The sequence below is a fragment of the Zymobacter palmae genome, from assembly GCF_003610015.1.
In the GTDB taxonomy this organism is placed as follows: Bacteria; Pseudomonadota; Gammaproteobacteria; order Pseudomonadales; family Halomonadaceae; genus Zymobacter; species Zymobacter palmae.
Window position 1 is genome coordinate 1853802 of the sequence record NZ_AP018933.1, and the last position, 12891, is coordinate 1866692.

The 12891-nt window shown below is 55.2% G+C and carries 18 protein-coding genes; all 18 read left to right on the top strand.

Annotated elements, in window-relative coordinates:
• The first annotated feature begins 91 nt into the window (after nt 1-91).
• Nucleotides 92-304, top strand: a complete 213-nt coding sequence (locus ZBT109_RS08290) for a helix-turn-helix transcriptional regulator (RefSeq protein WP_027705973.1) — start codon at nt 92-94, stop codon at nt 302-304.
• A 103-nt stretch (nt 305-407) separates the two neighbouring features.
• The gene (locus tag ZBT109_RS08295) at nt 408-1328 is read left to right on the top strand and encodes a helix-turn-helix domain-containing protein (protein WP_038279282.1); all 921 of its coding nucleotides are present in this window, start codon (nt 408-410) and stop codon (nt 1326-1328) included.
• The gene (locus ZBT109_RS08300; protein WP_051524148.1) at nt 1322-1627 is read left to right on the top strand and encodes a hypothetical protein; all 306 of its coding nucleotides are present in this window, start codon (nt 1322-1324) and stop codon (nt 1625-1627) included. The genes ZBT109_RS08295 and ZBT109_RS08300 overlap by 7 nt, the downstream gene beginning before the upstream one ends.
• Nucleotides 1564-2496, top strand: a complete 933-nt coding sequence (locus tag ZBT109_RS08305) for a DUF3383 family protein (RefSeq protein WP_084261902.1) — start codon at nt 1564-1566, stop codon at nt 2494-2496. The genes ZBT109_RS08300 and ZBT109_RS08305 overlap by 64 nt, the downstream gene beginning before the upstream one ends.
• A gap of 12 nt (nt 2497-2508) precedes the next feature.
• Nucleotides 2509-2946: a phage tail fiber protein gene (locus ZBT109_RS08310; RefSeq protein ID WP_038279285.1), complete on the top strand. Its 438-nt coding sequence runs from the start codon at nt 2509-2511 to the stop codon at nt 2944-2946.
• Nucleotides 2947-3360, top strand: a complete 414-nt coding sequence (locus tag ZBT109_RS08315; RefSeq protein WP_027705974.1) for a hypothetical protein — start codon at nt 2947-2949, stop codon at nt 3358-3360.
• A gap of 47 nt (nt 3361-3407) precedes the next feature.
• The gene (locus tag ZBT109_RS08320) at nt 3408-3566 is read left to right on the top strand and encodes a transcription elongation factor GreA (RefSeq protein ID WP_120185355.1); all 159 of its coding nucleotides are present in this window, start codon (nt 3408-3410) and stop codon (nt 3564-3566) included.
• On the top strand, nt 3563-6004 hold the full coding sequence (locus ZBT109_RS08325) for a lytic transglycosylase domain-containing protein (RefSeq protein ID WP_027705975.1): 2442 nt from the start codon (nt 3563-3565) through the stop codon (nt 6002-6004). The genes ZBT109_RS08320 and ZBT109_RS08325 overlap by 4 nt, the downstream gene beginning before the upstream one ends.
• The gene (locus tag ZBT109_RS08330) at nt 5997-6746 is read left to right on the top strand and encodes a phage baseplate protein (protein ID WP_027705976.1); all 750 of its coding nucleotides are present in this window, start codon (nt 5997-5999) and stop codon (nt 6744-6746) included. The genes ZBT109_RS08325 and ZBT109_RS08330 overlap by 8 nt, the downstream gene beginning before the upstream one ends.
• Nucleotides 6743-7036, top strand: coding sequence for a phage baseplate plug family protein (locus tag ZBT109_RS08335; RefSeq protein ID WP_027705977.1), 294 nt, complete (start codon nt 6743-6745; stop codon nt 7034-7036). The genes ZBT109_RS08330 and ZBT109_RS08335 overlap by 4 nt, the downstream gene beginning before the upstream one ends.
• 162 nt (nt 7037-7198) lie before the next feature.
• Nucleotides 7199-7867, top strand: a complete 669-nt coding sequence (locus tag ZBT109_RS08340; protein WP_051524150.1) for an NYN domain-containing protein — start codon at nt 7199-7201, stop codon at nt 7865-7867.
• Nucleotides 7868-7988: 121 nt separating this feature from the next.
• Complete coding sequence (locus ZBT109_RS08345) at nt 7989-8654, top strand: hypothetical protein (protein WP_027705978.1); 666 nt, start codon at nt 7989-7991, stop codon at nt 8652-8654.
• A gap of 60 nt (nt 8655-8714) precedes the next feature.
• Complete coding sequence (locus tag ZBT109_RS08350) at nt 8715-9608, top strand: baseplate hub protein (RefSeq protein ID WP_027705979.1); 894 nt, start codon at nt 8715-8717, stop codon at nt 9606-9608.
• Nucleotides 9601-10329 carry a Gp138 family membrane-puncturing spike protein gene (locus tag ZBT109_RS08355; protein WP_051524151.1) on the top strand — a complete coding sequence of 243 codons (729 nt, stop codon included), beginning with the start codon at nt 9601-9603 and terminating at the stop codon, nt 10327-10329. The genes ZBT109_RS08350 and ZBT109_RS08355 overlap by 8 nt, the downstream gene beginning before the upstream one ends.
• A gap of 10 nt (nt 10330-10339) precedes the next feature.
• On the top strand, nt 10340-10633 hold the full coding sequence (locus tag ZBT109_RS08360) for a hypothetical protein (protein WP_027705981.1): 294 nt from the start codon (nt 10340-10342) through the stop codon (nt 10631-10633).
• Between the two features lie 75 nt (nt 10634-10708).
• Nucleotides 10709-11062, top strand: a complete 354-nt coding sequence (locus ZBT109_RS08365) for a hypothetical protein (RefSeq protein ID WP_038279288.1) — start codon at nt 10709-10711, stop codon at nt 11060-11062.
• A gap of 9 nt (nt 11063-11071) precedes the next feature.
• Nucleotides 11072-12286 carry a baseplate J/gp47 family protein gene (locus ZBT109_RS08370; RefSeq protein WP_038279291.1) on the top strand — a complete coding sequence of 405 codons (1215 nt, stop codon included), beginning with the start codon at nt 11072-11074 and terminating at the stop codon, nt 12284-12286.
• Nucleotides 12283-12888 carry a DUF2612 domain-containing protein gene (locus ZBT109_RS08375; RefSeq protein ID WP_051524152.1) on the top strand — a complete coding sequence of 202 codons (606 nt, stop codon included), beginning with the start codon at nt 12283-12285 and terminating at the stop codon, nt 12886-12888. The genes ZBT109_RS08370 and ZBT109_RS08375 overlap by 4 nt, the downstream gene beginning before the upstream one ends.
• Nucleotides 12889-12891: the final 3 nt, after the last annotated feature.

The window sequence follows — 12891 nt, forward strand, 5'->3', positions numbered from 1 at the left end:
ACAATGCGTGATAAACGCTATCGACGTTTTGTGTTTGTATGGAACACATTTTGTGATAAAGTCGTGTAGAAAACATGGAACAGAGCCACATATGGACATTAAAGCCCTTCGTAATAGAGCGGGAATCACCCAAAAAAAGCTGGGTGACATGTGCGGGCTTAGCCAGACGGCTATCGCTAATTATGAGGCGGGAATTAGAAATATCAGCCTTGGAAACGCCATGAAAATCGTAAGCGCTCTAAGGAAGCGTGGCATCAAGGTCTCAATGCGGGATCTGGAAGAAGTGTCACGAGCAATCAAGTAAACGCAAAAACGCCCGGACATCTGGGGAGATGGGGCCGGGCGTTACTCAAAAGAGCGAGTAACAGTATGAGTAAACAGATACAAGATGTCCAGCGAGGTGCAGCATGAGCATGCTTCTGACGGCCCAAGCCTTTAGGGTCAAGGTAGGAAACGCTGCACGCAAGCTAGTGCTGCTCAAGCTGGCGGACAACGCTAACGATGAGGGCGAGTGCTGGCCTTCGTATCAGCACATTGCTGATCAATGTGAGATCAGCAAGCGTTCGGCAATGAATCACATTCAGGCGCTTTGTGACTGCGGGCTGGTGAAAAAGGTTGTCAGGAAAGGCGGCCCTAAAGGCAATTCTTCAAATATCTATTTGATAACTCTAGGTGGTGAAAATTCTGCATCAGGTAGTGCAACCACTGCACCCCCTAGTGCAAACGATTCACTAGGTAGTGAAACAGATGCACTACCCCCTAGTGAAATGGTTGCACCCAGAATCAGTCACTCTTCTGAATCAGTCATTGAACCTATCAATGAACCTGTTGCACCGGGGGCTGACGCCTCCGCTGCTGGGCCGGTTTCCGGTGAGATCATCCCTGCTGAACCGATCGAACCGAAACGCCCCCGGGTCGACATCCCTGCTGACATGCCGGGACCGAAAGATCAGAGCGCGAAAACGTTTCGTGCTTGGGCCAACTACGCCATGGCCTACCGCCACCGCTACGACGCATGGCCGATCTGGAACGCTCGCACTGCCGGACAGCTCAGCCAGTTGGTCGACCGAGTAGGTCATGACCTCGCCCCTGCCGTGGCGGCGTGGTACCTGCGGACGAATAATCAGTTCTATGTCACCAAGGGCCACCCCGTCAGCCTAATGCTAACCGACTGCGAAACCCTCGCAGTGCAGTGCCAGACAGGCCGTCAGGTCACCGCGACCAAGGCGCGCCAAACCGATCGTACCCAGTCCAACCTCAGCGCCGTCGAGGAAGCCAAGGCGATGATGCGTGCACGCCGTGAGCAAGCCGGAGGAGCTGCATGCTGACCGCTGACGAACAAGACCGCCTGTTTGAATTACTGGGCGCCACGATGGAAGTCATGGGGCAGGAATATACCCCCGCAGCGCTGCTGCTGATGGTCAGCGACCTGTCAGCCTATCCGCTGAACGAAACACAGCATGCGCTGGCGCGCTGCCGATCGGAGATCAAGGGACGCCTGACGCTAGCCAGCATCGTCGAGCGCATCCCGTCGGCCAATGCGCACCTTCCGGCAGCAGAAGCATGGGCACTGGCGCTGTCCTGTCTGCACAGGGCACTGATGCCGACACGCCGAACACGGCAATGACCGCACTGGGTCACGTCACGCAGGCATGGGCAACGTTCTCCACGATGTGGGAGCCGACGCTCGACGAGAAGCTGGGCTTCAAAACGTGGTCAGCCGCGCAGAACGATCGCTTCTTGTACGTTGCATGGGATACCGATGCCAACGCGTTCGTAGCCAACAATACCGCTTCATTTGGCGCACAGATCAAGGCCGAGAAAGCCTCTGGCGTTGTCGCGCTGGCTGGTGAAGCCTCTCAGCTGGCTCAGCTGCGCAAGGTGGCCGCCTTCTTGATGGGCGCGATCGCTTCCACCGACTACGACCGCACCAATGGCCGTAAATCACTGGCCTTCAAATCCCAGTCCGGTCTTGCCGCTATCGTCACGGATGCTACCCGTGCCGCTACGGCCATCGACAACGGCTACAACATCTACGGCGCGTATGCGACGGCGATGGATGGCTTCAACTGGCTGTATCCCGGCACTGTTCCCGGTCGCTTCAAGACCATCTCCGCCTACGTCAACCAGATCTGGCTCAACGCGCAGATTCAGTACGCACTGGCAGTGCTGGTCAGCCAAGCCAATAGCATCCCGTTCAACCTCGATGGCGACGGTCTGGTCGAAGGCGCGGTACTCGATCCGATCAATACAGCGGTCAACGCTGGCGTGATCCGCAAAGGCGTATCGCTGAGCGAGTCGCAGAAACAGCAGTTATTCAATGCGATCGGCCGTGATGTGTCTGGCGCCATGGAAGCTAAGGGCTACATCTTCATCCCAGGCTGCTCTACCGCTTCGGCATCAATGCGCACCGACGGTGTGATCAAGCCTTCCCTCTACTACATGGACGGCGGCGAAGTGCGCTCCATCTCCATGACCTCTACTGCCGTTCTCTAAGGAGCACACAACATGGCTGACAAAACGCTTACTTCGGCGAACAGCAAGTTCTACCTGACTGTCAACAACCTGTACCCGACCCCGCGTGAAATTTCGGGGTATGCCGCAGACAACATGTTTACTGGCAACGAGGTCGATCTTGTCGAAACAGTGATGGGTGCAGACGGCATCGGTCACGGCGGCAAGATTTTCAACTTCACCGAGCAGAATTTCCAGCTAATGCCTGACAGCAACGGCTGTGACGTGATGTCCAACTGGGTGCAGGCTCAGGAAACGGCAGGCGAGATCTACAAAGCCAGCGCTACGTTCACGATCACGTCAATCCGCAAGAAGTACACCTGCACGGGCGGCTTCCTGACCCGCGCGCCGAAATTCCCGACCGCCGGCCGCATCCTGCAGACCATGCAGTTCACCATTCAGTGGTCGTCTATCACTTGGGAGGACGTGTAAATGGCACGCCGACAAGAGCAATACACGATTGAGGGCGGCCGCGATGACGGCAAGACTTTCCTGCTGACAGAGATGCCTGCCGACCAAGCCGAGCAGTTCGCGTGGAAAGCCGCCTGTGCCGCCTACAATGGCGGCATGGGCATTCCCTATGACCTGCTGAAATCTGGCTGGGCTGGCTTGGCGCACATTGGCCCGGGGCTGCTAACGGCAATTCCGTACGAGGTACTAAAGCCTCTCCTTGACGAGATGTTGAAATGCGTACAGATCGTACCCGAACCCAGCAAGCCCTCCATCACGCGCCCATTCGACTACGCGGACATTGAAGAAGCCACGACCCTGCTGGCGCTGCGTGCAGAGGTGTTCAAGCTGCACGTAAATTTTTCCGAAGCCGCCGAGAACTCGACCTCCGCCTGATCCCATCTGCCCCCTACTCTGGCCGCCTTGGTACTTACGAAAACGTGATGCCCAGCATTGCGGCGGTCGTCTCCGCACGTCTAGCGACCAAGGCGGAGCTCTCGACCGCTCTGGGGGTTCATGATCTATACGAGCTGCTCGAGATCCTGCAGGTGGACAGCCATAACGCTTACATCGCCAACGACTACGCAAGGAGCCGCTCATGAGCGACAACAGCAACCAGATTGATTCGCTAACCGTTGGCGTTGGTCTTGATTCCAGCGACTTCAAGCGCGGCCAGCGAGAAATTGATGCAGGCCTTGAGCAGCTGGAAAACAGTGCTGATGACGCCGCTAATAGCGTTGATAACCTTGGCGAAAAAGCAGGAAAAACAGGCAAGGATCTGAGTGGCCTTGGCGGAAAATCTAGTGAAGCTAGCCAAGACATTGACAGCCTTGGGCAGTCCGCCAGTGATACCTCCAATAGCATCGAAGATCTTGGCGGCACGGCAGAAGATACCGTTGATGATGTCGAGAATCTTGGTGAGGCGGCCGAGGATGCCGCTGGCGACATTGAGGAGCTGGGCGACGCCTCTCTAACAGCGGCAGAAAAGATTGAAAGACTCCAAGAGCAAATCAAGGCACTTGAAGAAGACGCAGAAGGCTCATCTGAAAAGATTGCCGACTTACAGGACAAGTTGGACAACCTGAAAAAGTCAGGTAGTAAAACAGGCAAATCCTTAGGGTCAAACTTCGATCAAATGGCGCGCTCGGTACGCGGACTGGCCAATGAAGTGATGGGCCTGATGGCGCTCAACAAAGTGGCCAGCGCCAGCAGCGGCAAAGGGATTGGCGGCACGGTGGCCGCTGGCGTCACTGAGCAGGCCTCTTTAGGACGGCAAGCCCATAACCTCAACATCTCGCCGACCAAGCTAGCGGGATGGGAACTGACGGCTGAAAAGTTCGGTGGCAGCCAGCAGGAAGCGCAGCAGGTTCTGCAGCGCATCCAAGACATGATCACGTCCAACAAGATCGACGCTGGTCAGCTCTCTCCCCTGCTGACTCGATACGTCAACCTGCATAATCCTGACGGCTCAATGAAGTCCGCAGATCGTATCTTGTTTGAGATGCTGAAGGTTCTTCACGAGAAGGCTAACGACCCTCTCGCGCCTAACGACATCAACTATGCGGTTCGCAAAGGCCTTGGCGGCGACACGGGGATTGTGGAGATGGCACGCCTTGGCCCCGAGCGACTCCAACGAGAGCTGGAAGCAGCCGAAGCGCGCTCGCACGTTACTGCGCAAGGTACCGAAGAGGTAACGCGCTTTTCGCAAGCGCTGGCGGAAGCGCGCCAGCAGGTGGCTGGGTTCGGCACAGGGCTGCTTGAGCAGCTTTCAAAGCACCTTGGCCCATTCCTTGAAGATCTCAACAAAAACCATCCGGGGCTTGTGGGAGCAGGCGGTACCGCGCTTGCTGTAGGCGCTCCGCTAGCAGGCATGGCCGTACTCAGAAAATGGCTGCCTGGCGCAAGAGCTGCGGGAGCGGGAGCCAGTGCTGGAGCAGGCGCTGCAGAGATTGCAGGGGGTGGCGCTCTGACGGGGGCAGCCGTAGCAGGAATAGCGACGGCCGGCCTTTTTTTGCCAGGCAACTTCTTTGAAGACAAGATCGAAAGTGACGACGAATTAATCAAGACTATCGGCGATATAGATGATGACGGCACGCCTATAACAAGGCACGTATCACGCCCCAATGATACCTCTTGGAACAGCATCCCTCTGCAACGGCGCAAAGACATAATCGCCCAGCTGGATAAATATGCCGCACAAGGCCTAGACGTAGAGCAACAGATACGCACACTGCCCACCATAGCAGAGCAGCAAGCCGTTACAGACCACTATCGACGAATTCTATGGTCAAAAACAGGTGGACAATCTGAGCTTGAGAATCAGCGTGAATTTGATCGTCAGCTAAAAGCTGCAACACAACCCAAACCCTTAGAAGCTCCAGCGACAACACCGCCTACACCACAAGCCAATACAACCACCACCATCGCGCCCCACTCTTTTGAAGAGATGCAACAGCGCATCGTCTATCAGGAGTCACGCGGACAGGATTACTGGCGCAGCGGCAAGAAGAAAGGCCAACCGGTCGTAAGCGCGGCGGGAGCTCGCTATAGCCGACAGGTCATGCCTGCAACGGCTCATGATCCGGGGTTTGGTATTCCTGCTGCGCGCGATGAATCGCCGGAGGAATACAACCGCGTGGGTGACGCGCTGATGAAGGCACTTTACAGCTACTACAACGGTGACACCGACAAAGCGATGGCGGCCTATCACTCCGGCATGGGACGGGTGAATAAGCTGGTCGCTAATGCAGGCCGTAATGGCACTGACTGGCGGCAAGGCCTCGGGCCTAAAGGACGCGCCTATATTGGCTTCGATCCACAGCAAGTACCGCAACACCTGCTTAGCATGAACGACCCCGCCAATTACCCCGGCGTCCAGCAGGCCATGATCCGCAACGACAACCGTCGGATCACCAACACCACACATATCGACACCTTGCAGGTCACCACCGCAGGCGGTAGCCCAGAAGCGATGGCGCGCGGTGCGCAGTCAGCACTCCAGCGTCATCCGCTGGCGCTGAATGGATCAGACTATGCCTAAGATCAACTTTCCCAACGTACCTATTGCAGAAGGCGTGCCGAATCTGGCGCGCTCTGCAAATAGCCTTTTGCAGACGACGGGCACTACTGGGCGTGCGATGGGGCTAACTGGGGGGCTGGCCGGTACGTTTCTCGGCCAGTACCTCAATACGATGCTAGCCCCAACCTATGCCTTGCTTGATAAAGACGACAAAAAGGTGATCACTCCGGATGGCCCCGGAGAGTTCGAGATGAAAGGCGATTCTAGCGTATCGACCTACCCTGTCGAAGAAGGCGGCTTCCAGTCGTACAACAAGGTCGTCAATCCAGAGGACTTAAGTCTCTCGCTGCTGTGCGGCGGCCAAGGCGCCATGTCTCGGCAGGACTTCCTCAACGTCTGCAACGACCTTAAGTCCAAACCCATCGTCATCAAGCTGGTGACGCCAGAGCGGGTATTCCCCTATGTCACTTGCACCGGGATGGGCTACAAGAAAACGGCACGCAGCGGCGCCACTCTCCTCACCGTCAATATGATGTTCAAAGAGGTGCGCGTGGTGGCAACAACGTCGTTCCCTAACGCCAAGAGCAGTAGCGGACAGGTGCAGAAAGATGGTGGCCAAAGTTCTACAGAAACGGTGGGGGCTGACGGTGATGCCAAAACGTCCAGCCCTAGCTGGCTGGACACACTTAGGAGTGGCTACGACCAGCTCAGCGAATACGACAATGACGCGCAGCGGTTCTTCGGAAAGCTGGGGGTAGGATGAACGTACAAACCATATCGCTACAGCAGGTTGCTGCTCAGCAGGTCGAGGTAGCGCTGAACAAGCAGCCGTGCGTTATCAGGGTGTGCCAACGGGACAGCGACATCTACGTCGATCTGTACGTGAATGGCGAGGCTGTCGTGCTGGGCGCACTGGCGCGGGATCGTGTTGGCCTAACGCGCCACTCGTATCTGCCCTTCAAGGGAGAGCTGCTTTTCGTCGATACACATGGCAGGGAAGACCCGCGGTACACGGGCTTTGGGGAGCGGTGGCAGCTGCTGTATCTGAACTAAAATCCAGTTTGTCAATTTTTTTGCATACGGGTATTGCATTCCTTCAAAAAAAGGATTATGTTTATCTCCAATAAACGGCTGCCTTGCGGGTGAATATGTAACAGAGGATTCAATCCTCGACCTGCCTGGCGGCTTTTTTTCGTTTAAAAAAAGTAACACCTTATGAGCTTTGGCAGATCTTTCTCTATTTTTCTTGATGGTGGTTTTTTAAAACACAAAATAGGGACAAAGGAAGCTTCTCTTTCCAAAACTCATATTGAAGATCTTATAAAGAAAATCTCTGCCCACGAGTATTTGCAAGACAAATTCTTGCATAGAGCATTCTTTTACGATGCCAAGCCCTTGGAAAGAGTTTGCAGAGCACCAGATGGCAAAGAAATAGATTTTTCGCAATCCAAGTTGGCAAAAACGAATAAGGCTCTACATAGCTCTTTGCAGGATGTGCCATTCCTCTCCCTTAGGTTTGGAGAGTTGAGCATGCAGGGCTGGAGCCACCAAGTGCCAGAGCCTCGCTCTAACGGCCAAAGGGAAACGCACTTCCCGCTTACTCTTGCAAGCAAGGACTTTAAGGCAAATATATCTCAAAAAGGCGTTGATATGCGCATAGGCCTTGATATGGCTAGCGTTACGCTAAAAGAGCATTCCAAAATAATTGCCCTAGTAACTGGCGATAGCGATTTCATTCCTGCGATGAAGTTCGCTAGAAGGGAGGGGGCTCAGGTAATTCTGTTTACTCTTGGACATAGCCTTAACAGTGGAGTAGCAGAGCATGCTGATCTAGTGGTTCACAGCATTTTCAATGATTTAAGCAAGCCAGAAGCTACATCTTAATAAGTTATTTGGTATTTCAGAATGCAAAGCCCGCCCCGCCGGCGGGCTTTTTCGTATCTGTACCAAGGCCCAGCCATTCCCGATCAGTCTTCTTGGTACAATGCGCTAAAAGGAGACCGATATGAAACGATTACTAGCATGCGCTGCCCTAGCCCTGCTGCCGGGGGCGGCGTTAATTTCTGGTTGTGCTGTAGATCAGACTGGCTTCTCATCTTACAAGGTCGAGACAAAATCTGGCGAACAATGGTCTGTTGATGACTTAAAAGCAGACTATAGAAACAAAACTGGGAATGAGTTGCCAGAGCCGGAAGATCTAAGGTCGTGCTGGTCTGATAAGAGTTGCTACTACAGAAAATGGCAGGAAGTTTATTCTCGATTCAAAGAAGAATACGATCACAAAGAACATATAAACGAATTACAAAAAGCCGAAAAAGAAAGGCAAAGAAAAGAAGCTCAATGCTATAAAAATATTTCATGCCGCAAGGCGATGGTGACTCAAACATTAGAAAAAGCGTACGAATATAACAAAGATACTAATGATGAAATTCTTTTTAGGGCTGCTTGCAAAAGCGCGGCGCAGGCTTATCGCAGCAATGTCTCTTGGACGCAATTTTTAAATCGCGCAGTATGGACCAATCGAAATATAGATCCTTATTACCGCAGTTATGTTGCAGAATCAGCCAGATATTGCTGGGAAACAGAGAAAGCAGGTATTGACTGGCGCAATATAATTGGCAACGCCTGCGACTCACTAAACACGAAAGGGTGTAGCGTGCTGCTATACTAGAACTTGAATATAATAAAAGCCCTGCGAACCTAGCGGGGCTTTTTTATGCCTGGAATTCCTATGCTCAAAAATCGCAAGATCGTCACCCGCATTAGTTTATCTGCTGAGAGTGGTGAGTTTGATGGCGGCAATGGGCGCGATGTAATACTAGAGGATTACCGCGCAACGGCTGAAATAACAGATATCTCATGGTACTCCGGCGGCGAGTTATCCATGCGCATATATGGCGTCCCTCCAGAGGTTATGAATAAGCTATCGACGCTTGGCATTACTCAAAGCCTTGTTCCCAAGAACACTATATCTGTGCTGGCAGGAGAAGTAGACGACAAGGGCCAAGGAAGCCTAAGCGAGGTATATGCAGGCACCATTAAAAGCGCGCACGCCGACTACTCTGCGCAGCCCAATGTCTCGCTTGCGCTAGAAGCAACAGCGGGCTTTTTCGAGGGCCAGAAACGTGTGCCGCCCACAACGTACCGCGGCGACATGAAGGTAGCTGACAGCATCAAGGTGCTCACAGAAGAAATGGGCTGGACATTCGTGAATGACGGCGTTGATACCGTGTTGCGCGATGTTCATGTGGAAGGATCAGCAGTTGGGCAAATACATGATCTAGCCCGCGCCGCTGGCATAGCCTGCATTATGAGCATGAACACCGTCACTATCTCACCTTACAACGGCATCACTACAGCCACCCCCGTTGAGATATCGCCAGAGACAGGGTTGATTGGCTACCCCGCGTTTGCCTCTGGCGGCATTGCGGCCAACACCCTCTTCAACCCGGCTATCAGGGCTGGCGGCAAAATCAAACTAACGACCTCTGTGCCGCAGGCTAAAGGCGAGTTTAATGTGCAGTTTGTTCAACACCAAATCTCGTGCGAAATGCCAGACGGCCCCTGGATGACGAACGTTTACGCCAACCATAACGACTACTACATGGCAGGCAGGTATGACTAATACAGCTCCCTATGGGCGCCCTGAAGCGGCACGCATATCCCAGAAAGCAGACTTCGACTTCATCATTAACCGCATCATCGGCAAGCACCGCACCGTGACGCTGGTGCAGGTGGTTGCGGTGAAAGATGAGAGCGGTAGCGGCGAGCCGGACACTGGCTGCGTCGACATCAAGCCATTGGTGATGGCGAAAGACGCACAGGGGACGCTCTACTCCCACGGCACGATTTATAACGTGCCTTTCTTCCGTCTGCAGGGCGGCAGTAACGCCATCGTCATTGATCCCCATGTGGGCGATATCGGCATCGCTGTGATCGCCGACCGCGACATTAGCAACGTGAAGAGCACCAAGGCTGAAGCGCCCCCGGGATCGGATCGCCGTTACTCGCTCGACCAAGCGCTCTATATCGGCGGGCTGCTCAACGGCGAGCCGCAGCAGTACATCAAGTTCACGTCGAAGGGCATCGAGATCACCTCGCCCACAGCCGTCACAATCAACGCCCCTACCCTGACGTTCAACGGCAACGAGATGATCGTTAATGCGAAGCAGTCTGTCGCCGTTCAGACCCAGACGGTCAATTTGACCGCCACGCAGACATTCAACGTCGTTAGCCCGCAGTCGGCCTATACCGGCAAGGTCATCATCAACGGCATCGACTTCGATACTCACAAGCATCAGGACGTACAGCCAGGCAAAGGGCTGACCGGCCTACCCTCGGCATAAGGACAGCATCATGGCAGTGAACAACAAGTGCGTGGCGTTCGATAACCCTGATACGCAGATGCGCGAGGTCTATATGGGCGGCCGCCTCATCATGAACGCGTACAAGGATGAGATCCCCCTGCTCGGTGGCGTCTACGGCCGCCAAGTGTCGTGGTACCTGTACACGCAGGGGCCGTGGCGCGACAACATCTTCTGGCCGCCGAAAGAGCGCTTCCGAGATGCCCTGCCGCCTGAGTATCAGAAACAAGCGATACCGAGCAGCGAGGTCGACATCCCCGCAGACTCCCCGCCTATGCACGCATGACCACCGCCGACCTTGAGTCGGTTTTTTTACGCCTATAGCCCGCCCTGTGCGGGCATTTTTGTATCGGAGTGAGACATGGCGAAGACGCTACTACTCGACCAAAAGGCGTGGGACTTGGTGCTGGACGCTTCCGGCAATATCGCCGTGGCAGACGCCCCCTATGCCACAGCACAGGACGTGGCTTGCGCCCAGCGCACGCTCAAGAACGACTGCTGGTACGACACCGAGCGAGGCATTCCCTACCGCGAGATGGTGCTGGGTGAACTGCCGCCGAAGGCATTGTTCCAGCACTGGCTCGAAGAAGAGGCCAAGCGCGTGCCGCTGGTCGACACGGCTACAGCGGTCATCACCTCTTTTGCTGACGGCAGAGTCGGCGGCTTCACAGAGTGCACGCTGACCACAGGCCAAACCGTCACCACGACCGTCTAAGGAATTGAAATGTCAACAACCAACGTACCAGCGGTCACCTTCTCGACTGCTGGCGTATCAGTACCCAGCGAAACAGACATTCTGAATGGGCTGCTATCGGACATTGATTCGGCGTTCGGCGGCGGTACCAATAAAGACCTGACGACACCGCAGGGACAGCTGGCACAGAGCTTGGCCGCCATCATCGGTCACGTGAACAACAATGCCGCGTGGATGGCCAACAACCTTGACCCCGACGTGGCTAGTGGTCGAATGCAGGACGCGATCGGCCGCATCTACTACCTCGATCGTAACCCGGGATCAGGCACTGTGGTCACTGCTACCTGCCGCGGACGCGTCAACACCGTGATTCCGGCAGGCAGCCTCGCGCAGGATGCCAACGGCTATATCTACGCGAGTACCCATGCGAGCACCATCCCGCGCAGCGGCCAAGTAGACATCCAGTTCCAATGCCAGACCATCGGCCCTGTCGCATGCCCAGCCGGTAACCTGAGCCGTATTTACCGAAACATAGACGGCTGGGAGTCGATCACTAACGCCGCAGCAGGCACAGAAGGCGCTTACACCGAATCCCGATCGGCTTTCGAGCTACGGCGTAAAGAGAGCGTGGCGATCAATAGTCGCTCGACTACCCATGCGATACGCGCACGCCTGCTCTCGACTACGGGCGTTGTCGATGCCTACGTCTGGGACAACACAGACAACAAGACCGCAGAGCACGGCGAAACGAAGTACCCCGTCCCGTCCGGCAGCCAGTACATCTGCGTCGCTGGTGGTAACGCGGCAGACATTGCGGCGGCGATCTTTAAGTCCCGCAATACTGGCACCCCTATGGTTGGCGACACCGAGTACACAGTCGAAGATGACCAGTACCTCGACCCACGCCCGAAGTACACGATGCGCTGGGTGACGGCTAAGGCCGCGCCGGTCTACTTCAAAGTGACGATCGCAAAGAACAACCGCATCCCCGGCAACTTCGAAGAGCTGATCCGCGAGAAGATTGTCGACGCATTCTACGGAACGGATGGCACCTCCCGCGCTCGTATCGGCAGCCGCATTCTGCCCGGCAAATTCTATGGCCCCGTCAGCGACATCGATACAAGCATCGAAGTGCAGTCGATTACGATCGGCTTTGACCACAACGCTGATAAGACGTCGATCACTGCCGGTGCTGACCAGCGCCCCACCATCGAAACCGCGAATATCACCGTGGAGGCCGTATGACAGAGCCTCTCGTAGCCGATTTCGACTGGCGCAAAACGCTGATGACGCAGTACGCCAATAGCCCGACGATCTGCGAACTGATTGAGCGTTTTCACGGCGCAACGGTGCTAGCCACACAGCGGGCCGCCGAGCAGTTCTACAGCATGATCTGGAATATCGACACCGCTGCCGGTTACGGGCTGGACGTGTGGGGCAAGATCATCGGCGTATCGCGCCAACTGCAGGTGTCCGGCAACGTCGCCTATCTGGGCTTCAAAGAGCAGTACGCAGAGTCAACGCAGAAGATCGGGCCGCAGCCCTTCAACGTTGCCCCCATGCGCCCATCAACCACCGATAACGGCGTCTACAAACTCGACGATGATGCCTACCGCCTGCTGATCCTCAGCAAAGCCATGAGCAACATCACCGACTGCTCAATACCCAGTGTCAACCGCCTGCTTTCTTACCTGTTCCGCGATCGTGGCCGCGCCTACGTCGTCGACTACTTCGACCGATCAATTGGCCTGCACTTCGACTTCCAGCTTACCGCGATCGACTTGGCCATCCTTTCCAATACCGACGTCATGCCCCGCCCGGCAGGCGTCAGCATGTCCCTGGAGTAACTC